General features: G+C 63.1%; 23 protein-coding genes. 16 read left to right on the top strand and 7 right to left on the bottom strand.

Features of this window, described 5'->3' with window-relative positions; translation table 11 throughout:
- The first annotated feature begins 10 nt into the window (after positions 1 to 10).
- The 7 genes from mdcC to AC07VY_RS19105 all read left to right on the top strand — a co-directional run bounded on the left by mdcC (position 11) and on the right by AC07VY_RS19105 (position 6,615).
- Positions 11 to 352 (top strand): malonate decarboxylase acyl carrier protein, encoded by a 342-nt coding sequence (mdcC, locus tag AC07VY_RS19135; RefSeq protein ID WP_495098856.1) that lies wholly within the window; start codon positions 11 to 13, stop codon positions 350 to 352.
- Positions 349 to 1,221, top strand: a complete 873-nt coding sequence (locus AC07VY_RS19130; protein WP_495098855.1) for a biotin-independent malonate decarboxylase subunit beta — start codon at positions 349 to 351, stop codon at positions 1,219 to 1,221. Before mdcC ends, AC07VY_RS19130 begins: the two co-directional genes overlap by 4 nt.
- Complete coding sequence (locus tag AC07VY_RS19125) at positions 1,218 to 1,919, top strand: biotin-independent malonate decarboxylase subunit gamma (protein ID WP_495098854.1); 702 nt, start codon at positions 1,218 to 1,220, stop codon at positions 1,917 to 1,919. Before AC07VY_RS19130 ends, AC07VY_RS19125 begins: the two co-directional genes overlap by 4 nt.
- A complete protein-coding gene (gene mdcG, locus AC07VY_RS19120; protein ID WP_495098853.1) occupies positions 1,916 to 2,593 on the top strand; it encodes a malonate decarboxylase holo-[acyl-carrier-protein] synthase in 678 nt (225 codons plus the stop codon). Before AC07VY_RS19125 ends, mdcG begins: the two co-directional genes overlap by 4 nt.
- The gene (mdcB, locus tag AC07VY_RS19115; RefSeq protein ID WP_495098852.1) at positions 2,590 to 3,459 is read left to right on the top strand and encodes a triphosphoribosyl-dephospho-CoA synthase MdcB; all 870 of its coding nucleotides are present in this window, start codon (positions 2,590 to 2,592) and stop codon (positions 3,457 to 3,459) included. Before mdcG ends, mdcB begins: the two co-directional genes overlap by 4 nt.
- Complete coding sequence (locus AC07VY_RS19110) at positions 3,456 to 4,364, top strand: malonate decarboxylase subunit epsilon (protein WP_495098851.1); 909 nt, start codon at positions 3,456 to 3,458, stop codon at positions 4,362 to 4,364. Before mdcB ends, AC07VY_RS19110 begins: the two co-directional genes overlap by 4 nt.
- A gap of 397 nt (positions 4,365 to 4,761) precedes the next feature.
- On the top strand, positions 4,762 to 6,615 hold the full coding sequence (locus AC07VY_RS19105) for a diguanylate cyclase domain-containing protein (RefSeq protein ID WP_495098850.1): 1,854 nt from the start codon (positions 4,762 to 4,764) through the stop codon (positions 6,613 to 6,615).
- 34 nt (positions 6,616 to 6,649) lie between these two features.
- Here AC07VY_RS19105 and AC07VY_RS19100 read toward each other — a convergent pair whose 3' ends face one another.
- Both AC07VY_RS19100 and clpB read right to left on the bottom strand, forming a co-directional pair.
- Positions 6,650 to 6,931: a hypothetical protein gene (locus AC07VY_RS19100; RefSeq protein WP_495098849.1), complete on the bottom strand. Its 282-nt coding sequence runs from the start codon at positions 6,929 to 6,931 to the stop codon at positions 6,650 to 6,652.
- Entirely contained in the window at positions 6,931 to 9,531 is a 2,601-nt protein-coding gene (gene clpB, locus AC07VY_RS19095; RefSeq protein ID WP_495098848.1) for an ATP-dependent chaperone ClpB, read from the bottom strand. Before clpB ends, AC07VY_RS19100 begins: the two co-directional genes overlap by 1 nt.
- A 197-nt stretch (positions 9,532 to 9,728) precedes the next feature.
- Between clpB and AC07VY_RS19090 the strand changes: the two genes are divergently transcribed.
- Positions 9,729 to 10,304 (top strand): hypothetical protein, encoded by a 576-nt coding sequence (locus AC07VY_RS19090; protein ID WP_495098847.1) that lies wholly within the window; start codon positions 9,729 to 9,731, stop codon positions 10,302 to 10,304.
- Positions 10,305 to 10,528: 224 nt separating this feature from the next.
- The gene (dapA, locus tag AC07VY_RS19085) at positions 10,529 to 11,428 is read left to right on the top strand and encodes a 4-hydroxy-tetrahydrodipicolinate synthase (RefSeq protein WP_495098846.1); all 900 of its coding nucleotides are present in this window, start codon (positions 10,529 to 10,531) and stop codon (positions 11,426 to 11,428) included.
- Between the two features lie 4 nt (positions 11,429 to 11,432).
- On the opposite strand, the gene AC07VY_RS19080 is transcribed toward dapA, so the two are convergent.
- Entirely contained in the window at positions 11,433 to 11,915 is a 483-nt protein-coding gene (locus AC07VY_RS19080) for a molybdenum cofactor biosynthesis protein MoaE (RefSeq protein WP_495098845.1), read from the bottom strand.
- Between the two features lie 63 nt (positions 11,916 to 11,978).
- Here AC07VY_RS19080 and AC07VY_RS19075 point away from each other — a divergent pair, with 63 nt between their 5' ends.
- Entirely contained in the window at positions 11,979 to 12,923 is a 945-nt protein-coding gene (locus AC07VY_RS19075; protein ID WP_495098844.1) for an isoaspartyl peptidase/L-asparaginase family protein, read from the top strand.
- A gap of 70 nt (positions 12,924 to 12,993) precedes the next feature.
- Here AC07VY_RS19075 and AC07VY_RS19070 read toward each other — a convergent pair whose 3' ends face one another.
- The 4 genes from AC07VY_RS19070 to AC07VY_RS19055 form a co-directional block, all read right to left on the bottom strand.
- Positions 12,994 to 13,770: a ferredoxin--NADP reductase gene (locus AC07VY_RS19070; protein ID WP_495098843.1), complete on the bottom strand. Its 777-nt coding sequence runs from the start codon at positions 13,768 to 13,770 to the stop codon at positions 12,994 to 12,996.
- Between the two features lie 172 nt (positions 13,771 to 13,942).
- A complete protein-coding gene (locus AC07VY_RS19065) occupies positions 13,943 to 15,883 on the bottom strand; it encodes an O-antigen ligase family protein (RefSeq protein ID WP_495098842.1) in 1,941 nt (646 codons plus the stop codon).
- A gap of 17 nt (positions 15,884 to 15,900) precedes the next feature.
- Positions 15,901 to 17,145: a pyridoxal-dependent decarboxylase, exosortase A system-associated gene (locus AC07VY_RS19060; protein ID WP_495098841.1), complete on the bottom strand. Its 1,245-nt coding sequence runs from the start codon at positions 17,143 to 17,145 to the stop codon at positions 15,901 to 15,903.
- A gap of 5 nt (positions 17,146 to 17,150) precedes the next feature.
- On the bottom strand, positions 17,151 to 18,746 hold the full coding sequence (locus tag AC07VY_RS19055; RefSeq protein ID WP_495098840.1) for an acyl-CoA ligase (AMP-forming), exosortase A system-associated: 1,596 nt from the start codon (positions 18,744 to 18,746) through the stop codon (positions 17,151 to 17,153).
- Positions 18,747 to 18,881: 135 nt separating this feature from the next.
- Between AC07VY_RS19055 and AC07VY_RS19050 the strand changes: the two genes are divergently transcribed.
- The 6 genes from AC07VY_RS19050 to AC07VY_RS19025 are packed head-to-tail and all read left to right on the top strand — an operon-like array spanning position 18,882 to position 23,908.
- Positions 18,882 to 19,133 (top strand): acyl carrier protein, encoded by a 252-nt coding sequence (locus AC07VY_RS19050; RefSeq protein ID WP_495098839.1) that lies wholly within the window; start codon positions 18,882 to 18,884, stop codon positions 19,131 to 19,133.
- Between the two features lie 15 nt (positions 19,134 to 19,148).
- A complete protein-coding gene (locus AC07VY_RS19045; RefSeq protein WP_495098838.1) occupies positions 19,149 to 19,958 on the top strand; it encodes a hydrolase 2, exosortase A system-associated in 810 nt (269 codons plus the stop codon).
- Positions 19,955 to 20,842 carry a hydrolase 1, exosortase A system-associated gene (locus AC07VY_RS19040; protein ID WP_495098837.1) on the top strand — a complete coding sequence of 296 codons (888 nt, stop codon included), beginning with the start codon at positions 19,955 to 19,957 and terminating at the stop codon, positions 20,840 to 20,842. The genes AC07VY_RS19045 and AC07VY_RS19040 overlap by 4 nt, the downstream gene beginning before the upstream one ends.
- Positions 20,839 to 21,561: an ABC transporter permease gene (locus tag AC07VY_RS19035; RefSeq protein WP_495098836.1), complete on the top strand. Its 723-nt coding sequence runs from the start codon at positions 20,839 to 20,841 to the stop codon at positions 21,559 to 21,561. Before AC07VY_RS19040 ends, AC07VY_RS19035 begins: the two co-directional genes overlap by 4 nt.
- Positions 21,562 to 21,573: 12 nt before the next feature.
- Positions 21,574 to 22,776 carry a DegT/DnrJ/EryC1/StrS family aminotransferase gene (locus tag AC07VY_RS19030; protein ID WP_495098835.1) on the top strand — a complete coding sequence of 401 codons (1,203 nt, stop codon included), beginning with the start codon at positions 21,574 to 21,576 and terminating at the stop codon, positions 22,774 to 22,776.
- Between the two features lie 31 nt (positions 22,777 to 22,807).
- Positions 22,808 to 23,908 carry a GNAT family N-acetyltransferase gene (locus tag AC07VY_RS19025; RefSeq protein WP_495098834.1) on the top strand — a complete coding sequence of 367 codons (1,101 nt, stop codon included), beginning with the start codon at positions 22,808 to 22,810 and terminating at the stop codon, positions 23,906 to 23,908.
- Positions 23,909 to 23,915 lie beyond the last annotated feature (7 nt).

Here is a 23,915-nt window from a genome sequence, read left to right as displayed (position 1 = left end):
CACAAGCAGCATGAGCGACATTCCTGCAGGGCTGGAAACCCTGGATTTTTCTTACAGCGCAGGCCGGCCCGCCGGCAGCTTCGCCCCCATCCTGGTCGGCGTGGTCGGCTCGGGCAACCTGGAGGTGATGCTGGAAGCCGCAGCCGGTACCGGCTGCGAGGTGCGCGTGGAAACCTCGGCACGCGGCTTCGGCCCGATCTGGCAGGCGGTGGTGGACGATTTCCATGCCCGGCACCCGCTTGCCGGCGTACGTATTTCCATCAACGATATGGGCGCGACGCCCGCCGTAGTCAGCCTGCGCCTGGACCAGGCCGTGGCCGAACTGCCAAAAACTCCAGAGGCCTCCACATGATCAGCTATGTCGAATGCACAGCGCGCGAGCGCCTGGCCCAGGTGCTGGACCCGGGCAGCTTCCATGAATGGCTGCCGCCTTCGGCACGCGTCACCAGCCCGCACCTGGCGCAGCTCGGCGTGCCGTCGGCCTTTGACGACGGCGTAGCGATTGGCCGCGCCACCCTGGACGGCCATCCTATCTTTGTGGCAGCCCAAGAAGGCGAATTCATGGGCGGAGGCGTGGGCGAGGTGCATGGTGCCAAGCTGGTCGGACTGCTGCAGCGCGCGCTGCGGGATCGGCCGAAAGCCGTGCTGCTGCTGGCCGAATCCGGCGGGGTCCGGCTGCACGAAGCCAATGCCGGGCTGATTGCGGTGTCCGAAGTGATGCGCGCCGTGTTGGATGCGCGCGCCGCAGGTATTCCGGTGATCGTGCTGATAGGCGGCGCCAATGGCTGCTTTGGTGGCATGGGCATCGTGGCGCGCTGCGCCGACCATATCGTGATGAGCGACGTGGGTCGCCTGGCGATGTCCGGCCCAGAGGTGATCGAAGCTAGCCACGGCGTGGACGAATTTGACTCGCGTGACCGGGCGCTGGTCTGGCGCACCACCGGTGGCAAACACCGCTGGCTCACCGGCGACTGCGACGCGCTGGTGGAAGACGATGTCGCGGCCTTCCGCAACGCCGCCATCGCTGCGCTGCACGCCGCCCGGACTGTGACCCTGCAGTCACTGGAAGCCGAACACGCGCTGCTCACGGCGCGCCTGCGCCCGCTGGACGACAACGGTGACCAGGCCACGGCCCTCTGGCGGCGCCTGGGCGTTGCCGATGCCGCCCGCGTGCCGGACATGGACGTGGCGGAAACAAGGACCCTGGGAGTCAACGCATGAACTGGAACACCCTAGCCACCCAACTCTTTGGCCCCGACCATGGCATTGGCGCCGACGGTGACTTTTTGCAGGGCACGGTCACGTTCGACGGCCAGCCGCTGGCGGTGCTGGGCACCACCAACCACGCCCCCATAGGCGTCCAGCTGGCATTGGCCCAGGCCCGGGTGGTGCTAGACACCATCACCCAACACCCCGGCCGGCCCATCCTGTTGCTGATCGACACCCAGGGCCAGCAACTGCGCCGGCGCGACGAGCTGCTGGGCATCAACCGCGCGATGGCGCATCTGGGCATGGCCATCGACCTGGCACGGCGCCAGGGGCACCGCGTCATCGGCCTGGTGTACGACCAGGCACTGTCGGGCGGCTTCATCACCTCGGGCCTGATTGCAGACGCCTGCTATGCGCTGCCAGAAGCCGAGATCCGCGTGATGCGTATCCCCGCCATGGCCCGCGTCACCAAACTGCCTGAAGAGATGCTGACCGCACTGTCGCAGTCCAACCCCGTATTCGCCCCCGGCGTGGGCAACTATGTGGCCATGGGCGGTGTGCAGGCCCTGTGGCAGGGCGATTTGCCAGCAGCTTTGCGTGATGCATTGGCACACGCACCGACACAAGATCTGCGCGCCATCATTGGTGCCGAACGCGGCGGCCGCAAGATGTCGGCCGCCGTGGTGCAACGGGTACTGGATGCAACATGACACCGCTGCACCGCCACCAGATCGCCTGGCTGACGGATGCCGGCTGGCAGCAAGTTTTGGAACTGCAATGGGATGCGCTAGCAGCGGAATGTCTCCACCACTGGGCTACCCAGCGCTTGCCGCTGGTGGTCACGCGCCAGACCGCCAGCGAGCTGCCACACACGGTAGCCCTCGGTCTGCCGGCACCGGCCCGCTGGGACAAACGGCGCATCACGCTGGCGGTGCCGCTCAGCTCCATACTCTACTTCGACGCATTTCCACGCGCCACCGAGGTGCTGGGCCTGCTGGCCGTCCCCGCGCGCACGCCATGGCGGCAGCTGTGCGAGCAACTCAACAGCTGCCAGGCCAACGCCCGGGTGTACGGCAGCTATGGTTGGCAGCGGCTCACCGGGCTGGACCACATACACGCCGAATCCGATATCGATCTATGCATCACCGTATCGGATGGACGCCAGGCCGACGCCGTGGTCACGTTGTTGCAAAGCTTTGCGGCTCCACGGCTGCGCCTGGATGGCGAGCTCGTGTTTGACGCCGGTGCGGCCGTCGCCTGGCGCGAATGGGCCGCCTGGCGATCCGGCAAGAGCACGGCCGTGCTGGTGAAACGCCTGCACGGCGCCACGCTGGAATATGCGCCGTTCTGGCGCACAGCAAGCACAGCGGAGTTGGTGCAATGACCCGTGCGCAGCCACTGCATTGGACGGCACCCACGCCATACTCCACACCGTCCACCATTGGCCGGGCAGCGACACGGGCGCTGTACCACGAGCTGGCCTTGTGCCCCAAGCCCGGCCTGGTCACCCTGTGCGATAGCGGCAGCCACCGCGACATGGACGCGCACACCTTTATGCGCAGCCTGTTTGCACTACGCAGCTACTTTGTGGCGATTGCTGAGCTGGGGCTGCTGGGCGCAGATTTCCCCGCTCTGGAGCGCTGCGGCATCCAGGCCGAAGCCCGCATGCTGGCAGCCACCGGCGGCATCAACACCCACCGCGGCGCCATTTTCATGCTGGGCTTGTTGTGCGCCGCAGCGGGGGCACTCACACGAACGAATGCCTCCCCCAGCCCTGAGCAGCTGCGTGAGGCCTTGCGCCATGGCTGGGGGCAGGCGCTGGACGCGCGCGCCCTACGCCTGCCCAGCTTGCCGGGGGGCATCGCAGCCCGCAAACATGGCCTGCGCAGCGCCTCGTCAGAAGCGGCACTGGCGTTCCCTGTGTTGTTTGAAACGGCAGTGCCGGCCCTGACGGCCGGCCTGGCACGGGGTTTGACCGTCCAGCAAGCACGGCTGGACACCCTATTCCATGTGATGGCCGTGCTGGACGACAGCAACCTCGCCCACCGCGGCGGCCTGCAAGGCTTGCGCCATGCCCAGCAGTCGGCCCGCCGCTTCCTGGCCGCGGGTGGTGCAAGCAGCCCCGGTGGACCGGAAGCCGCGCACGCTATAGGGCGCGACTTCGTCGCCCGCAATCTCTCCCCCGGCGGGGCGGCCGACACATTGGCTGCCGCCTGCTGGGTGGTCCAGCTCTGCATGCCCAGTCCATGAGTTTTGCGCTGGTGTTTTCGGGTCAGGGCATGCAGCATCCAGCGATGCTGCCCTGGCTGGCCACAGATACATTGGTACAGCGCACTTGTACGCAGCTAGGGGTGCTCGACTGGCGCCACCACCTGCAAGACCTGGATTGGGCTGCGCAAAACACAGTAGCCCAATGCCTACTCACAGGCCTGGGCTTGGCTGCCTGGCAACAGCTTGCGCCGGAACTCCCCCCTCCCGCAGCGGTCGCAGGCTACAGCGTGGGTGAATTGGCCGCGTTCAGCGCGGCCGGGGTTTTCAGTGCCGAGACGGCGCTGGACCTTGCCAGCCACAGAGCCGCAGCGATGGACCGCTGCGCCCTGCAAATACCGGGCGGCCTGCTGGCTGTCAGCGGCCTGGCATCAGCCCCCCTGGACCAGCTGTGCAAGAACACCGGCGTTGCCATCGCCATCCGCAATGGTCACGACAGCGTGGTGCTCGGCGGCCCGCTTACCGCACTGGCGCGGGCAGAAGAAGCCGCAATTCAGCAGGGTGCACACTGCACCCACCTACGCGTCAGCATCGCATCCCACACCCCCTGGATGCGTGCGGCGGCCGACAGCTTTGCCCACACCCTGGCCAAGCTGCCACTGCAACGGCCACGCCACGTGCTGTTCAGCAATGCCAAAGACCGTGTACTGGATGCCATACAGGCAGAGCAGGCGCTGTCCACGCAAATCGCTCAAACCGTGCGCTGGGATGAATGCATGGACAACCTGCATGCACGGGGAGTACGCTGTGTGCTGGAGATAGGCCCGGGACAGGCATTGGCACGCATCTGGAACCAACGCTACCCTGACGTGCCGGCACGCGCCTGTGATGACTTCCGTACGGCGCGCACGATCATTCAGTGGGTGCAAAAACACAGCAACGCTTAAAACATTTTTACGATTTATTTGGAATCAAAAACAGATCGTATACACCTGCTTAGCAAGCCGTCCTCCACATACTTTTCAGCAGAAGAAATCCCTGCAAAACCTGCAGGCGCAAGCTTCAAATTCGGCGAATATGTCCACGAATACGCCACTTTTGCACTTTTTTCACTCGAAATGTATACAAAATAAAAGCTGAAGTGCAATTTTGAAGTAACAGAGTTTTTCAGCCCCTTGTCGCAGGCAGAATCGCAGCACTCCGGTATTTCACATACCTATATTTGTGCAAACTTTTACCCGCCCAGCACTTCTGCCAAGCCACAATAGACGGAGGCATTTGAGCCCTGTTTCCGCAAACCCAACGTTCTTCTATCGCAGGCTGCCCATTCGGATGTTTCCAACCATGCGATTTCCATCCCCCTTTGCGCTGTTGCTCGCGTTGCTAGCATGCTGCGCACTCAGCTTCGGGTATGCCGCCACGCCGCCCATCGCAGAGCAGGACTTCACCGACGCCTACTCCAACCTAACGCCCATGACCTCCGTGCTGCTCGATCCCAGCCGCGAGCTCACACTGGCGCAGATCCAGCAGCAAGATAACCAGCAACGCTTCAGCCCTCTGGCCAACCAGGGGCGCACCAGCAATTTTGGGCTGACCCGTTCCGCCATCTGGCTACGCATTCAGCTGCCGCTGCAAGACAACGCTCCCAGCCAGTGGATGCTGGAAATCGCGGCACCGATGCTGGACCAGATAGACCTGTTCTATACCAGCCGCGAGAAAGGCGCCGAGCACCTCCGATCCGGCGACCAGATGCCGTTTTCACAACGGCCGCTGCCACACCACAACCATGTGTTTCCGCTGCAACTGACCCCAGGCCAAAGCCAAACCCTGTACCTGCGGGTGACATCTGAGGGTAGCCTGTCCATACCATTGCAGCTTTGGCGCCCTGCAGCCCTGGCCCAGGCTGACCATGCAAGCTATGGCGCGTTCAGCCTGTATTTCGGTCTGCTGCTGGGCTTGGTGATGTACAACTTGCTGCTGTACGTCTCGCTACGCGACAACATTTATCTGAGCTATGTAGGCTTTGCCACCGGCATGGTCTTCGGCCAACTGGGGCTGACCGGCTTTGGTGAAGAATTTATCTGGCCCAACACACCATGGTGGGGCAATATTGCAGCCCAGTTCAGCATGTCGGTAGCTGGTTTTTTTGCTGCCCTGTTTGCGCGCCAGTTTCTGGGCACGGCCATGCGGGCACCGGTGGCGGACAAGATACTGCAAGGCCTGGCCGGATTGATGGCCCTAACCGCCGTCTGCGTACTGACCCTGCCCTACCATCTGTGTGCCTGGCTGATCAATATCGACGGAATCCTGTTTACCTGTGTGCTGGTCGGTGTCAGTATCTACTGCCTGCTGCAAAAACACTTGGGGGCACGCCACTTCAGTTTTGCCTGGGGCACCCTGCTGCTGGGTGTGCTGGTCACCGCCCTGCACAACCTGGGCTTGCTGCCCTCCCACCCCTTCATCACCCATGCCATGCTGATCGGTTCGGCGGTGGAAATGCTGGCGCTGTCCTTCTCGCTGGCCGATCGCATCCACACCAGCCGCCGCGAGGCCTCTGAAGCCCAGGCGCGCGCCTACCAGAGCGAGCTGGCTGTACTGAACAGCCTGCGCGAAAGCGAGCGCAAGATCGAAGGCCGGGTACAGGAACGCACCCGTGAGCTGGAGAAAGCCAACCACGAGTTGCGCCTGAACGAAGAGCAACTGGCCTTGCAGGCCCACCACGACCCGTTAACAGGCCTGGCCAACCGCAAGCTGCTAGGCGACCGGCTGAACGTGGCCATGGAGCATGCCAAACGCAACCAGCAAGGCTTCGCCGTGCTGATGCTGGACCTGGATGGATTCAAACCTGTGAACGACCGTTACGGCCATGCAGCCGGCGATACCGTGCTGCAGTCCGTGGCCCTGCGGCTAACCTCCACCGTGCGCGGCGTAGACACGGTGGCACGCGTGGGCGGCGATGAATTTGTGCTGATACTCGATGCCGTGAGCGATGGCAACACCATGATGTCTATCGCCCGCAAGGTCCGCGACGTCTTGAACACCCCCATCACACTGGACACAGGTGAAATGGTGCAGATCGGCACCAGCATAGGCCTGGCGATTTACCCGGTGGACGGCAGCAACGTGGAAGAGCTGCTGACCGCCGCCGACAACGCCATGTACGCCACCAAAAACTCGCGCTACGCCAGCCTGCAGTAAACACAGGTATTTGGCGCGGCTGCGGCCACGCCACTCAGGGTGGCGAGACCTTTTTCACTTCCACGTCCGTAACGTCAGCGACCTCGGGCGTGCCGCTGCTTGCACGCGGACGCTGCGAAAAGCGGTCCACCGTGCGCGCCACATCTTTCCAGCCGGCCGAGTACATGCGCATGGGCGCCACAGGCTGCCCGGTGAGACGCGCCCACAGGCTACGCAGCAACCACAAAAGGGCAATGCCTGAAAGCACAATCAAAGCGCTGGCGATGAAAACCAAGGCCAGCATCCACACAAAAAGCCGCCAGACAAACTGCCCCATCAAGCTGCCACCTTGCCGAAGCTGAATTGACCCGGCGCCTGGATCGGGTCCACGTCCACAGGAATCACATCCTTGGGCGCAAAGCGGCCCTCCAGCAGCAGCTTGGACAGTGGGTTCTCAATGCGCTGCTGGATCGCACGCTTCAGCGGTCGAGCGCCAAACACCGGGTCGAAGCCAACCTTGGCCAGCTCGGCCAGCGCCGCAGGCGAAACCTGCAGTTCCAGGTCCATCTTCGCCAGCCGGGCCTGCAGCACCTTGATCTGAATCGCGGCAATGGCTTCGATATTCTTCGCGTCCAGCGCATGGAACACCACGGTCTCGTCGATACGGTTCAGGAATTCGGGGCGGAAGTAATTCTTCAGCTCGTCCTGCACCGCGTCCTTGATGTCCTCGTAATCCTGGCCCACCATGTTCTGGATGATGGGCGAGCCGATATTGCTGGTCATCACGATCACCGTGTTCTTGAAGTCCACGGTACGGCCCTGTCCATCCGTCAGGCGGCCATCGTCCAGCACCTGTAGCAGCACGTTGAACACGTCGGGGTGGGCTTTTTCCACTTCATCCAGCAGCAGCACGCTGTAGGGCTTGCGGCGCACGGCTTCGGTCAGATAGCCGCCCTCCTCGTAGCCCACGTAGCCGGGCGGCGCACCGATCAGCCGGGCGACGGAATGCTTCTCCATGAACTCGCTCATGTCGATGCGCACCAGGTGGTCTTCGGAGTCGAACATGAAGCCGGCCAGCGCCTTGCACAGCTCAGTCTTGCCCACGCCCGTGGGGCCGAGGAACAGAAAGGAGCCGGTAGGCCGGTTCGGGTCAGACAGGCCGGCGCGCGAGCGGCGGATGGCATTCGCCACGGCGGTGATGGCTTCGTCCTGTCCCACCACGCGGTCGTGCAGCTTGACCTCCATCTGCAACAGCTTGTCGCGCTCACCTTGCATCAATTTGCTGACCGGAATACCGGTGGCGCGCGCCACCACTTCGGCAATTTCCTCGGCGCCGACCTGGGTACGCAGCAGGCGCGGCGCGCTGGTCACGCCCTTGCTGGACTCCTTGTCCTGCGCTTCCTTAAGCTGCTTTTCCAGCTCGGGCAGCTTGCCGTATTGCAGCTCGGCCACCTTGTTGAAATCGCCCTTGCGGGTCAGCTCTTCGATCTGGAACTTCAGCTTGTCGATGGCTTCACGCACATGTGCGCTGCCCTGGGCCTGGGCCTTTTCCGACTGCCAGATTTCATCGTAATCGGCGATCTCTTTTTGCAGCTTGACGATCTCTTCCTCGATCAGGCCGAAACGCTTGATCGAGGACTCATCTTTCTCGCGGCGCACGGCTTCGCGCTCGATCTGCAGCTGGATCAGCCGGCGGTCCAGCTTGTCCATCACCTCGGGCTTGGAATCCATCTCGATCTTGATCTTGGCCGCGGCTTCGTCGATCAAATCGATGGCTTTATCCGGCAAGAAGCGGTCGGTGATGTAGCGGTGGCTGAGTTCGGCCGCGGCCACGATGGCCGGGTCGGTGATGTCCACGCCATGGTGGACTTCGTATTTTTCTTGCAGGCCGCGCAGGATGGCAATGGTGGCTTCCACGGTGGGCTCGCCCACCAGAATTTTCTGGAAACGGCGCTCCAGCGCGGCATCTTTCTCGATGTACTTGCGGTACTCGTCCAATGTCGTGGCGCCCACGCAGTGCAGCTCGCCGCGCGCCAGCGCGGGCTTGAGCATATTGCCGGCATCCATCGCGCCCTCGGCCTTGCCTGCGCCCACCATGGTGTGCAGTTCATCGATGAAGACGATGGTCTGGCCTTCGTCCTTGGCCAGCTCTTTCAGCACGGACTTCAGCCGTTCTTCGAATTCACCGCGGAACTTGGCTCCGGCCAGCAGGGCCGCCATGTCGAGCGACAGCACGCGCTTGCCTTTGAGCGATTCGGGCACCTCGCCGGCCACGATGCGCTGGGCCAGGCCTTCGACGATGGCAGTCTTGCCCACGCCGGGTTCGCCGATCAGCACCGGGTTGTTTTTGGTACGGCGCTGCAGTACCTGGATGGCACGGCGGATTTCGTCGTCGCGGCCAATCACCGGATCCAGCTTGCCCATGCGGGCGCGCTCGGTCAGGTCCAGGCAGTATTTCTTCAAGGATTCACGCTGGCCTTCGGCGTCGGCGCTGTCTACCTTGTCGCCGCCACGCACCGCGTCCACCGCGGCTTCCAGCGATTTGCGGGTCAGGCCGTTGGCGCGCACCAGCTGGCCAAAGTCGGACTTGCTGTCGGTCAGCGCCAGCAGGAACAACTCGCTGGATACGAACTGGTCGCCGCGTTTGATGGCTTCCTTCTCAGCGCCCTGCAGCAGGCTGATGAAATCGCGGCTGGGTTGCACCTGGTCTTGCCCGTGCACCGTGGGCAATTTTTTCAGCGCGCCTTCGGCGGCGGCCAGCAGGTTGGGCACATTCACGCCCGCACGCTGCAGCAGTGCCTGCGGGCCGTCGTCCTGGCGCAGCATGGCGGCCAGCACATGGGCCGGTTCGATATAGCCGTGGTCGGCACCCAGCGCCAGGCTTTGTGCGTCGCCCAGGGCTTCCTGGAATTTGGTGGTGAGTTTGTCTTGTCGCATCGTGATCTCCAATACCGAGCTACGTGAGGAGAATATGGCCGATTTCAAGACCAAACGGCTGCTCCGCGCTGCCGCAACCTCGCCGGTATTTGATAAAAATCAAGCTCTGGCGCAGTAGTTATCTGCGCCAGCAGCTATCAAAAAAATAGCATCACTGTAAAACCAAGGCCCGCGGCCTGCGATTTAAAATTCGCACCATGAACATCCACCAGCTCTCGGTCCGCTACCTGGAAGCGCAGGACCGGATACTGGTGCGCGTCAATACCCGCGAAGGCACAGAAATGCGCCTGTGGCTAACGCGCCGCCTGACCCTGGTGCTCTGGCCTACATTGAACCGCGCGGTGGTAGAGCACGCAGCCCGCCAGGAGGACCTGGGCAGCATGCAGCGTGACGAGGTCAGCAAAAAGATTCTGGCCGACTTCCGGCGCGAAGCCGTGCTGCAAGAGACCGACTTCGCCACCCCGTACCAGGATGCCGCCCTACCCACCAGCTGGCCACTGGGCACCGAGCCCTTGCTGGTCACCGAAGTACGCATCACACCCGAAGCGAATGGCCCGCTGAAAATCGCCTTCAACGAGCAGTTGCCCGAGCAGGACAATCCACGTGGCTTCCAGGTCGAGCTGGCGCCGCCGCTGGTGCACGGCCTGGTGCAATTGCTGGAACGCGCGCTGCACTTGTCCGCCTGGGGCCAGGGCCATGAGCTGGCCGGTAGCGCACAGGCCCAGGCGAGCGACATGCCGGACCCGGAAGAGCGGCCCAAGTACCTGAACTGAATACAATAGTGACATGCCTACCCGCGCACTACTCCGTTCCACACCGCTGCCCTGCAGCCGTGGCGGCGTGTCTGCCGGTGCCGCTAAAAAACCCCAGCTCCTCTGACCGGAGCTGCGGTTCCGTCCTCAGATGAGCGATGGAACCGATACCTCCCCTCCCCCTTCGGCCCGCGCTCCTTTGACGATGGTTACCCCATCGGTCTGTTATCAACAAAGGATGCAGTGTGAGCGCTTCGAACGATTTTTCCGGCGATTTTTCTGGTTTATGGATTCCCCTGGTCACCCCGTTTCACCACGGGGCGGTAGACCACCCTGCGCTGGCCCGGCTGGTGAAAAACCTGTGTGGCAGCGGCATTGCCGGCTTCGTCGCCTGCGGCTCTACCGGTGAGGCAGCGGCCCTGGATGCCGACGAGCAACAGGCCGTACTGAACACGGTACTGGAGGCCGCCCAGAGCCTGCCCGTGGTGATGGGCCTATCGGGCTACCACCTGCCCAAGATGCGGGACAGCGTGGCCGCCACCAGCCGACAGGGTGTTGCCGGCCTGCTGCTGGCCGCACCTTGCTATATCCGCCCCTCGCAAGCCGGGCTGCTGCAGTGGTTCACAGCCTTGGCCGAGGCATCCGAAGTGCCGGTAGTCATCTACGACATTCCCTACCGCACCGGCGCCACGCTGGAGCTGGCCACCCTGCTGCAGCTGGCCCAGCACCCGCGCATCCAGGCCGTCAAGGACTGCGGCGGCGATGCAGCCAAGACGGCAGCCCTGATCGCCAACGGCGCGCTGCAGGTGCTGGCCGGCGAAGATGTTCAGATCTTCAGCACCCTGGCCCAGGGCGGAGCGGGCGCGATTGCCGCCAGCGCCCATGGTCATACGCAGCGTTTTGTACAAATCATGCAAGCCATTGCAGCAGGTGATCTGGCACAGGCCCGTGCGCTGTGGCAGCCGCTGTTGCCCTGGATCAGCGGTCAGTTCGCCGAGCCCAACCCCGGCCCCATCAAGGGCTGGCTGGCCCGCCACGGCCAGATGCAGGCCGAGCTGCGCGCGCCGATGACGCCGGCATCCAGCGCCCTGGTGGACCGGTTGATTGCGCTGGAACAAGGCTTCCCCGCGCTGAGTCCGCTCTAACCGCTCAGGCGTTCTGCGCCTGTATGCCCCAGCGGGCCAGTGCTGCGTCGTCGCTGACCCGCGCATCCACCCAGCGCGCGCCGCTGGGGGTTTGCTCCTTCTTCCAGAACGGTGCCTGGGTTTTCAGATAGTCCATCAGGAATTCACAGGCCTGGAAGGCCTCGCCCCGGTGGGCCGAACTGACGGCCACCCAGACGATCTGGTCCAGGGGCTGCAGCAGACCCACGCGGTGGATGACCTGGGCGGCATAGATGTTGAAGCGGGCCAGGGCCTGGTCCACCATGGCTTCGATGGCACGCTCAGTCATGCCGGGGTAGTGCTCCAGCTCCAGGCTCAGCACCTCGCCAGCGCTGTCCGGGTGGAAGTCGCGCACTACGCCGACAAAGCTGCACACCGCACCCACGCGCCGGTCGTGCTGGCGCAAGGCGGCGATTTCGCTGCTGGGGTCGAAGTCCTGGGTCTGTATGCGTACACGGGGCGGGTTCATCGGGGCATTTTGCCAGCCACCATGGGATACAGTTTCTACCCTACCGACATTGAGGAGATGCGTTTGACCACCCCCCCCTACACCCTGGCAGTCCACGGCGGCGCCGGCACCATGGCCCGCGGCGCTACCGACGAAGCGCCTTACCATGCCGGCCTGCATGCCGCGCTGGCGGCCGGCGAGGCCATCCTGGCCCAAGGCGGCAGCGCGCTGGATGCCGTGGTGGCAGCCGTCACCGCGCTGGAGGACGAACCTCTGTTCAACGCCGGGCGCGGCTCGGTCTATACCTCCACCGCCGAACATGAAATGGACGCCGCCGTGATGGATGGGCGCAACCTGGCTGCTGGCGCCGTGGCCACGGTACGCACGCCGCGCAACCCGGTGCAGCTGGCGCGGGCCGTGATGGATTCGCGCTTTGTGCTGCTCAGCGGCGACGGAGCCGAAGCCTTCGCCCACGAACACGGCTTTGAGGCCATGCCGCCAGAGTACTTCCATACCGCCCACCGGCTGGAGCAGTTGCAGCGCCTGCAGGCCCAGGACGGCGGCCAGCGCATGCAGATGGACCACACACCTACAGCACCGCTGGACGAAACCCGCAAATTCGGCACCGTGGGCGCCGTGGCGCTGGACAGTGCGGGCCACCTGGCCAGCGCCGTATCCACCGGCGGTATGACCAACAAGCACCCAGGCCGTATTGGCGATTCGCCCCTGGTGGGCGCCGGCATTTATGCCAATGACCAAAGCTGCGCCGTTTGCGCCACCGGCTCAGGCGAATACTTCATCCGCGCCTGCGTGGGCCACGACATCCACGCGCGCATGGCTTATGCCGGTGCCACGCTCAGCGAGGCCAGCCAGGCAGCGCTGGCGCAAGTAGGTCAGTTGGGGGGAGAAGGCGGCGTGATCGCAGTGGACCGCCAGGGCAACATTGCCCTGCCCTTCATCAGCGCCGGCATGTACCGGGGCTGGGTGCGCGCCGGAGAAGCCCCGCAGACGCGCATTTTTGAGGACTGAAACGCCGTAAAAAAAGCAGCTGCGCTATTGAAAACGTAGCTGCTTGTGCAGGTTCTACCTGCGCTGGAGCCTATTTTTCTGCAAATGCACGTTCGACCACGAAATGGCCGGGCGTCGAGGTATTGCCCTCCACAAAGCCGCGCGCTTCCAGCATGTGCTTCAGGTCCACCAGCATGCCGGGGCTGCCGCACAGCATCACACGGTCGATGGCGGGATCGAACTCTGGCAGCTCCAGGTCTTTGAACAACTTGCCGTTTTGCAGTAGCTCGGTGATACGGCCCATATTGCGGTAGGACTCGCGGGTCACCGTGGGGTAGTAGCGCAGCTTGTCGGTCACCATCTCGCCCAGAAACTCGTGTGCCGGCAGATGCTCGGTCAACATGTCGTGGTAGGCCAGCTCTTCGACCTGGCGCACGCCGTGGACCACGATGACCTGGTCGAAACGCTCATAGGTTTCGGGGTCGCGCACGATGCTCAGGAACGGCGCCAGACCGGTACCGGTGGACAGCAGGTACAGGTGCTTGCCTGGCAGCAGGTAATCGGTCACCAGGGTGCCGGTGGGCTTCTTGCCGACGATGATGGTGTCGCCGACCTTGATGTTTTGCAGGCGCGAGGTCAGTGGGCCATCCGGCACCTTGATGCTCAGAAACTCCAGGTGCTCTTCGTAGTTGGCGCTGGCGATGCTGTAGGCACGCAGCAGCGGCTTGCCGTCTTCCTTGCGCAAACCGATCATGGTGAAGTGGCCGTTGCTGAAGCGCAGCGATGGATCGCGGGTGGTGGTGAAGGAGAACAGGCGGTCGGTCCAGTGGTGCACGCTCAGGACAGTTTCTTCGTTGAAAGCACTCATAAGGGGTAGCTTGGCTAGGTGGTGAAATTAGCCCCTATTTTCCTACACTGCAGCGGCGTCCCAAGTCCAGAGCAATTCCCCCCGCGGCACCCAAGGTAAAACCAAAAGAAATATAGATATGGCGCAGGTGAAATCTGCGCGAGCAGCTATGTTTTCAATAGCAAAATAATTTTCAAACCTTGGGCGGGTCGGTATTCCTGGCCATGCACAGCGCGACAAACGCCAGCAGGTAGGGCAGAAAAGCCACGCGCGGCACGTCCATCACGCTGCTGACCAGCCCCACCAGCGACACACCGATCAAGGACGCTGCCAGGTACGGCGCCAGCGGCTGCTGCCGCGCTCGCCCCAGCAACAAATGCCACATGGCCCAGCCCACCAACAGCAACCACAGCAGCAAGCCCAGGACCCCGCGCTCGATCAATAGCTCCAGGTACAGGTTATCAATATGCCAGGGCAAAAAGTAAATGCGTTCAGCCGGAAACCAGCGTGCCAAGCCCTGGGCAAAGTCGCCGTTGGCCAGCAGTTCCTTGCCGTTGCGCCCGGCCAGGCCAATGGACTGGAAGTCGGCATGCGTGCCGCCGCCAAACACCGAAACCGACAACATGCCCAGCCGCGGCGCATACCAGGGCATGCGTTTGAACTGCGGACCATGCAGTGGCACGTCGATCTGCTGCCAAGGTGACTCGGTGGGCGCCAACTGCAGGAATGCGTCCTGGCAACGCCCTGGGTAGAGCAAATGCCGCTCGCACAGCTGCAGGTAGACCTCCACCGGCGCGTCCACACGCACCTGCAGCTTGGCCCGGTACGATTCGGTCGGCTCCAGCCGCACCCGCTGGGTCAGGGAAAAATAGGCGTCCAGGTCGGGGTCGGTGTCCGGGCCATGCAAACGCATGAAAGGCCGCTGCATACCCGGTTCTGCCTGCAATGTGACGTGTCCGGGCCATTCCCCCTCGGGGTAGTTGTGCGCATAGTGGCTGGGCAGGCGGCCCAGGCCTATGCCCAGCCATTGGTCCACCGGGTCGTCGCGCAAATCCAGGCCGCGCTGCCAATGCTCCAGACGGCTGCCGAAGTCGCGCTCGGTATGCGCCAGGCGCTCGGCCATGAAGCTGCCGCCCTGCAAAACGACCACGATCTCGCCCAACAAAGCCAGGGCCAGCAAGCAGGCCGCCGGGGCTCGCCAGCCCGGCCAGCGGCGCTGCCACAGGATGTCCAGCCAGGTGCGCAGGTCCAACCCGGCACGCTGCAGCCAAAACCATACGCCCAGCAACAACACCGGCGCCGCCATGGACAAGTAGACGCCGCGCGCAAACGTGGTCAAGCCCGCATAGGCCACGGCCAGCGCCAATATGGCCCCGAATCCCCATTGCCAGGGTCGGCGGGCCGAACGCAGAGCCCAAACCGCAAAAGGTGTGCTCAGCGCCAGATAGGCGTCTATGGCCGCCCCGCCCACATGCATCTCCCAAAACCACGCCGTCGTACGGTACTTGCTGGTGAAGTTGAACAGATTGGGAAATGCAGCGCGCTCCGACAGCACGGCCAGGGTCACCAGCACCAGGCCCGTCAGCATGCCCCAAGCCAGGGAGCGCTCCACCGCCGCAGGCGCACGCGCCACGGTCTCGCGCAGCAAAGGCAGGCACAGCAGCGCCCACAGCAGGCTTTTGGCCACCCGCAGGCTGTTCAGCGGGTCGGCATAGCCCTGGAACCAAGCCCAGGTCCAACCGCCTGCATCCCAGCCACCACGCAGCAAGGCCAGCATGCCGGCCGCCGCCAGCAGAGCCGGCAATACCGTTGCCGACGAACGCCATTGCAACGCAGGTCTGGCCTGTGCAGGGGAAAAGGCCCAACGGCCATAGCCGGCAGCCAGCACGGCCAGCAGCAACACGTCGAATTCTTCAAAGACCACCCAACCTGTCCAGGGAGAAAAATTCAACCAGGGCAGGCAGGCAGGCACCAGGAACAGCCAGGCACCGGGCAACCAGAACATCACCATACACAGGGTGTAGAAGCCCGCCAGCACCAGCATGGGCGTGACGGGATGTGCCAGCGCCAGGCCACAGCCCGCACCGAAACACGCAAGCGCCAGCAGCGCTGAGACGGCGCGGCGCAAAGTCACCCGCTAAACCAGCACCGTCAAACCAGCACTTCCACGCAAGCCGGATGGCCCAGGAAGCCCTGCGGACTGGCACTGGCACCATAAGCGCCCGACTGGAACACCACTACCAAGTCCCCCTCTTGCGCCGTGGGCAAGACCATGCGGTCGCCCAGCAGGTCCAGCGGAGTGCACAAGGGGCCGACCACAGACGCCGGCTCGGTCTCCGTCGCACCCATGCGGTTGCCAATGGCCACCGGGTAGTTCTTGCGTATCACCTGGCCGAAGTTGCCCGAGGCCGACAAATGGTGGTGCAGGCCACCGTCCGTCACCAAAAAGACCTGGCCGCGCGAGATCTTGCGGTCCAGCACACGCGCCACATACACACCGGCCTCGCCCACCAGATAACGGCCGAGTTCGATCACGAATGCCGCCTGGGGCAGTTCGGTCCTGGCGCGCTCGGCCAGGGCGGCCAGGTTGTCGCCAATCGGCTGCAAGTCAATACGCTGCTCGCCAGGGAAGTAGGGAATGCCGAAGCCCCCGCCCAGGTTCAGAAAGCGCACCGGCAGAGGTGCACTATCGGCCAGGCGCACGGCCAGGGCATAGGATTTTTGCTGGGCTTCGCAAATCGACTCAGGCTTCAGATTCTGCGAGCCGGCGAACAGGTGAAAGCCCTCAAACGCCAGGCGGGCCTGGCCTATGGCAGCCAACAGTTCGGGCATCTGCTCCACGTCCACGCCGAACTGCTTGGGGCCGCCGCCCATCTTCATGCCCGAGCCCTTGAGCTCGAAGTCGGGGTTGACGCGCACGGCCACGCGGGCCGGCAACCCCAGGTCTTGCGAAATTTCTGCCAGCAGGTGCACTTCGCGCATGGATTCCAGGTTCACCAGCACGCCCGAGGCCACGGCCTGGCGCAGCTCGGACTCGCGCTTGCCAGGGCCGGCAAAACTGATCTCCTGCGGGTCGGCACCGGCATCCAGCGCCACCTTGAGCTCGCCTGCGGAGGCCACGTCAATGCCGTCCACCAAACCCGCCATCAGGCCCACAACAGCTGGCATGGGGTTGGCCTTCATGGCGTAGTGCAGCTTGACGTTGGCCGGCAAGGCCGCGCGCAGCTCGGCCACACGTTGGCGCAGCTGCGACCGGTCGTAGGCATAGAACGGCGTCTGCCCCACCCGCGCCGCCAGCTGCGACAAAGGCATACCGCCCAGCACCAGCTCACCGTTCTGAACGGGAAACTGCGACAAGGGGGCGTGGACGGGGATGGTGCGTTCAATAGCGGTCATAAGGCTTAGGGGTTGGACTGGCGCTCGGCCCAGCCGGTAGACAGTAATTTGCGGTCGATCTTGCCATTCGGGTTACGCGGCAAGGGGCCGGCGACCACCTCGACGCCCGACGGCACCATATAGGCCGGCATGCGCGCCTTGCAGACGCTCAGCAAGGCAGCGGTGTCCAGCGCGGCGCCTTCTGGCGCAGTAGCAATCACCTGGATCGCCTGGCCCCAGGCCGGATGTTCCACGCCAAAGGCCACACATTCACCCACCAGCTTGGTTGCGTACAGCACCTCTTCCACCTCGGTCGGGCTGACACGATAGCCGGAGGACTTGATCATCTCGTCGCGCCGGCCGATGAAATAGAGAAAGCCTTCGGCATCCATGCGCACTGTGTCGCCGGAAAACACCGCGTATTCAGGCAGCTGCAGGCCGGGCTGGCGGCCCGGCGCGTCGGAGGCCAGTAATTTGTAGCGTTCTGCGGTTTTTCCCGCGTCGTTCCAGTAGCCCATGCCGACCAGCGCGCCGCGGTGCACCAACTCGCCGGGTTCATCTGGTGCACATGGGCTGCCGTCTTCACGCAGCACCAGGATTTCGGCATTCGGAATGGCCTTGCCGATGGAGTCGGGGCGGCGGTCCACCTCGGCTGGTGGCAAATAGGTGGAACGGAAGGCCTCGGTCAGGCCGTACATCAGATACGGCAGGCTTTGCGGGACGCGCTGGCGCAACAAGTCCAGGGTTTCGCGCGGCATGCGGCCACCGGTGTTGGCAAAGTAGCGCAGCTTGGCGCCAATCTCGGCCGGCCACTCCAGCGGGGTCAGCTGGATGTACAACGGGGGCACGGCAGTCAGCCCAGTCACACCTTCGCGGGCCATGGCTTTCAGCACATCGCGCGGCATCAGGTAGTTCAACAGCACCACACGGGCACCCACGTGGAAAGCCGTGGTCAGCTGGCTGAAGCCCGCGTCAAACGACAAAGGCAAGGCAGCCAACAAGGTGTCAGCGCAGGTATTCTCTAGATAGCTTGCTACACTTTTTGCACCAGCCACCATATTCCGGTGCGACAGCACCACGCCCTTGGGCTTACCGGTACTGCCCGAGGTGTAGAGGATGGCGGCCATGTCGGTGTCGATGACCCGGTGGCCGGCACGGGGTGCAGCAGCCAGAAAATCGGGCCAGGCCGTATGCGACAGTGCCGGGGCCGGTTGCGGCACAGCATCGGTCACCACCACATGCCGCAGATCAGGGCAATCGCCCAGCACACCGGCCAGCAGGGCCAGGCGCTCTGGCGAAGTCACCAGCACCCGCACATTGCAGTCCTGCAAGATGAAAGCCACTTGCTCGGGCTTTAGAAGCGGGTTCAGTGGCACGAATACCGCGCCGGCCGCCGGTGCGCCAAAGCTGGCGATCACGGTTTCAAAGCGCTTTTCCAGGTAGATCGCCACCCGCTCGCCCCTGCCTATGTCCAGCGCCATCAAGCCGGCAGCAAACTGGGACACGGCGGTCTGCAGCTCGCCGTAGGCCATGGACACCGCGCCATAGGTCAACGCTCTATCCAGCGGAGCCCGCTGCGCCGCACAGGCTATGAGTTCATGCAAAAGTGTGGATTCACGCATAGGGATGGGGCTGGAGTCGTGGAAACGGGGAGTCGCAAAAGTATCTCACAGCGCTTGGGGCACACGCGGCGGCAATCTGCAATTGGCGCCGCCTAAAATGCGCCCTACTTTTAGCCAAACACAACAGGGGTTCCCATGGATGTCACACAGGAGGTCAAGCAAGTTCTGGACGAGATTCTGAGCCTGAATGGCCGCAGCGCCGCTTTTACCCGCGAAACCCATTTGCTCGGAGCGATTCCCGAACTGGACTCCATGGCCGTGGTGTCCTTGATCACCCGCCTGGAAGAACATTTTGGCTTGACGGTGGACGACGACGACATGGATGGCTCCACCTTTGCCACCGTAGGTAGCTTGGCCGACTTCGTCAGCGAAAAACTCGCGGCCTGAGAGCGGCCCGGCCCGATGGACGCTTTCTTCCTGCCCGGATCATCCGGCCAGCGGTTTTGCATTTTTCACCCGGCCCAGGGCGCAACCACACGGGGCTTGGTGGCCTACGTGCATCCCTTCGCCGAGGAGATGAACAAATCCCGCCGTATGGCGGCTTTGCAGGCGCAAACCCTGGCCGCCGCCGGCTACGCCGTGCTGCAACTGGATTTGCGAGGCTGTGGAGATAGCTCCGACGATTTTGGCGATGCCAGCTGGCAGGACTGGGTGGACGATGTGGTCCTGGCAAGCCAATGGCTGCGCCGCCAGAACGATGCACCTTTATGGCTGTGGGGCCTGCGCGCCGGTTGCCTGCTGGCCGCGCAAGCCGCACAGCAACTGGACGGCCCCTGCAACTTTCTGTTCTGGGCGCCCACACCTGCAGGCAAGCCACTGTTGCAACAGTTCATGCGCCTGAAAGCCGCTGGCGACATGGCCGACGGTAATGCCAAAGCCGCCATGGAGGCCCTGCGCCAACAACTAGCGTCTGGCTCGGCGATCGAGATTGCCGGCTATACCGTGTCTGCAGCATTGGCATCGGGTCTGGAACAAGCCGCGCTGACGCCACCGCCCACCACAGGTCGGCTGGAGTGGCTGGACCTGTCCACCAAACCAGACGCCACGCTACCGCCTGCCGCCGCCAAGCCCTTACAAGCCTGGCAGTCCGCCGGCTTTGCGGTTCGCAGCCAGGTCGCCATGGGCCCTGCGTTCTGGCAGACCAGCGAAATCGAAGAGGCACCGGCCTTGCTCAGCGCCACCCTGGCAGCCCTGTCTGCGCCCGCGCCATGAAGCCATCCGAACATGCATTGCTGATTGCCCGCCCGAACAGCACCCTGGTGGGCGTTCTGAGCCTGCCTGCCCAGCCTGCAGCAACCGCCGTGGTGGTGGTGGTGGGCGGCCCCCAGTACCGCGTAGGCAGTCACCGTCAGTTCGTACTGCTGGCCCGCCGGCTGGCAACCGCAGGGTATGCCGTGCTGCGCTTTGACTACCAGGGCATGGGTGACAGCAGTGGCTCCACAGTAGATTTTCTAGCCGCCACGCCGGATATCGCAACGGCCATCCAGGCGCTGCAAGACCGTGTGCCACAGGCGAAAAATATCGTTTTGTGGGGCTTGTGTGACGCAGCTTCGGCGGCGCTCCTGTATGTGCAACAAACCCAGGACCCCCGGGTGACCGGCCTGTGCCTGCTGAACCCCTGGGTGCGTTCCGAAGCCAGCCTGGCACGGACCCAGGTCAAGCACTATTACCTGCAGCGTGTAATGCAGCCCGCGTTCTGGAACAAATTGCTCAGCGGCAAGGTCGCCCTGGGTGCCCTGAGCGGTTTGGTGCAAAACTTACGCACAGCCTTTTCTGCCGCGGGTCCGGCACAAACCGCCAAGGCTCCGTTTCAACAACGCATGGCCAGTGCCTGGAAGGATTTCTCAGGCCCCATACTTTTGCTGTTGAGCGGAAACGACTTCACCGCTAAGGAGTTCCTAGAATATGCTGGCACTGATACGGCATGGTCAGGCGCATTCCAGCACCCCCAGCTGCTGCGCCAGGACTTGCCCGACGCAGACCATACTTTCTCCAATGTAGTGGCGCAAACCCAGGTGGAAAACATGACTCTTGACTGGCTTTCCACACACACAGGCGGTCACAAGCAGACCCCATCGGACAGGAGCATGGCATGATGCAATTGGTCAAAAAAACGATGCCATTGGTACTGGCACTGTTATGCACACTGGGCACTGATGTGGCTTTGGCACAGCAGGCCGGTGGTGAGGATTGCGGGGCGCTCACCAATGCCTTTGGGCCTTACGACTACCGGGTAGAACGGGGTAATAACCTGAGCCTGGTAGAGGGCGCCCACTTCACCCCACCCGTGGAAGCGCTCATCAAAGGCAATGCCGGCTACATTGGCGGCGATCTGGATTACACGCTGCGTGCGTTCCCCAACCACCATCGCGCACTGATGTCCGTCATGCGCTACGGGGAGAAAATGAAAAAGCCGCACCCCTCGGACCTGCGGTATTCGGTGGAGTGCTATCTCGAACGCGCCGTACGCTTCCGCCCGGATGACGGAATCGCACGCATGCTGTATTCCATGTTTCTGGCCAAGGGCAACCGCGTGCCAGAAGCGATAAAACAACTGGACATTGCCGCAAGCAATGCCGAGAACCAAGACAACCCCTTTACCCACTACAACCTGGGCCTGAATTACATGGACCTGAAGGAATATGCCAAAGCCGAAGAACAGGCCCATAAGGCATATGGAATGGGCTTTTTACAACCCGAGTTGAAAGATCGCCTCAAAGCCCTGGGGAAATGGACCGACAAGGCGACGGACAACCCCGATAGCAGCGCCTCAGCACCGGCTGAAGCCGCCAGTGCGGCCGCAACGCAACCCTAGAAGGCGCATTTCTTGTATTCCGCCTCCCAACCTGTAGCAGCCCATCGACCGCCACTGCCACGCGGTCCGGTGCTGGACTGGTCCAGCTTTCAACGCGTGGACGCGCCTGGCGTTCCCAGCATCGAGAGCCTGGCCCACACCGCATTCACCACCAGTGGGCGGGCGGCCATTTACCAGGCGCTGCTGCAACTCAAGCTGCCTGCTGGCAGCACGGTGCTGGTACCCACCTACCACTGTCCGACCATGGTGGCACCGGTGCTGCTGGCCCAACTGGAAGTCGCGTATTTCGGCCTGCAGCCGAATGGTCTGCCTGACCTCAGCGGCATTCCTGCCGAGCTGGCAAACAAAAGCCGGGCCATGCTGGTGTCCCATTATTTCGGCTTGGCCAACTCCTTGGCCGATGTACGCAAATGGTGTGACACGCACGGTATCGCGCTGATAGAAGATTGCGCGCATTGCTACTTCGGTGAAGCCGGGGACAGAACCGTAGGCGCCTGGGGCGACTTTTCCACGGCAAGCCTATCGAAATTCTTGCCCGTGCCCGAAGCCGGGCTACTGGCCTCGACACTGCACCCCATCAAGCCCATGGACTTGGCCAAGCCCAATTTGAAGGCCCAAGTCAAAGGCTGGGTAGACGTCATAGAGCTGGCAACACGCTACCAACGCCTGGCAGGCATACGCCCGGTGCTGGCGTCCTTGTTCAAGTTCAAGAATGCACGCAGCCCCCAGGCGCAGGCACACACGGAAGCGACAGCCCCCGCCTCGGCAACCAATATGATGCGCGACTGCGATATGGACCGTATTGGCCAGACACCGCTGTGGGCCTCCATGGCACTCAAGTCCATGCTGCCACGGGGTCGCATCATTGCCCGGCGCCAGCGCAACTTCAGCCGCTACATTCCGTATTTTGTGGATACCCCGGGTGCACGCCCGCTGTTTGCCAACCTTCCGGCCGCTGCGGAACGTGCCGCTCCCTATGTATTTCCGCTCTGGGTGGACAAGCCTGAAGCGGTTTACCAGGCACTGCGCCGCATGGAATTGCCGGTATTCCGCTGGGACCGCATCTGGCCGGGTACTCCGACCATTGCAGGCGACGTGGGTCTGTTATGGAGCCACCACGTGCTGCAGTTGCTGTGCCACCAGGATCTGGATGACGCAGATATCGACCGCACAGCGCAGGCCATTCTGCAGCTGCTGCGAAACAGCAGCGTCTGAACGCGTCCGCTTACCCATTACCCCCTATTCCATGCAATCCTCTCCCCTCCAATGGCAAAACCTGCCCGCCAGCGACCTGCAGAAAACCGTCAGCCTGCGCGCCGAGTGGGACCGCCTGAACCAGGAGCGCAGCAACCTGCCCTTCATGACGGCCGATGCCATCCAGTTGGCCATCCAGATATTCGGCGCCGGCAACGAACGGCTGCTGGTCGCCCGGCAGGCCAACAGCCTGGTTGCCATGCTGATCGTGGTGCCAGCGGGGCGTTTCCAATGGAGAACCTTTCAGCCATCCCAACTACCGCTGGGTGCCTGGGTGGCATCCAACAGTCTTACGGCTTCGGAGCTGGCGCGCAGCGTGTGCTGCGGCCCGCTGGGCCTGTGCCTGGGCTTTTCGCTGACGCAGGTTGATCCATTGCTGGCACCACGCGAGGCCGAGCTGTCCGACACCAAACCCATGGACTACATCGATACCGGCTGGATCGATATCGCTGGCAGCTATGAAGACTACTGGGCGGCACGCGGCAAAAACCTGCGGCAGAACATGCGCAAGCAACGCAACAAGCTGGCCGCCGAAGGCGTGGTCACCGAAATGCGCAGCTTCACCGCCCCAGAGGACATGCCAGACGCCATTGCCCGCTATGGTGCATTGGAAAGCGCAGGCTGGAAAGCCGGCAAGGGTACGGCCATCCACCCCGAAAACGACCAAGGGCGCTTCTACATCCAGTTGCTGCAAGCCGCAGCACGTCAAGGTGGGGCCGTGGTGTTCGAGTACCTGTTCAACGGGAAAACCGTGGCCTTAAACCTATGTCTGCAACGCGCAGGCATGCTGGTGATCCTGAAAACCACCTACGACGAAAGCATACAGGCCTACTCCCCGGCATTTTTGCTCAGCCAGGACGTGCTGGAAAAGCTGTTCGCCGAGGGCCAGATCCACCGGCTGGAATACTACGGCCGCATGATGGAATGGCATACCCGCTGGACCGAAAACCAGCGCGGCCTCTACCACCTCACCAGCTACCGCTGGCCCTGGTTGAAGAGCCTGGCAGAACGCCGACGCCAAATGCAGGCTAGCGCTGCAGCAGCGGCGCCTGCCGCAGAGAACCCCGCCAAGGCTGCCGCAACGGCCGAGTAGGAGCGCC

The sequence above is a fragment of the Rhodoferax sp. GW821-FHT02C08 genome (assembly GCF_059421805.1).
This window is presented reverse-complemented; position numbering and strand designations above follow the sequence as displayed.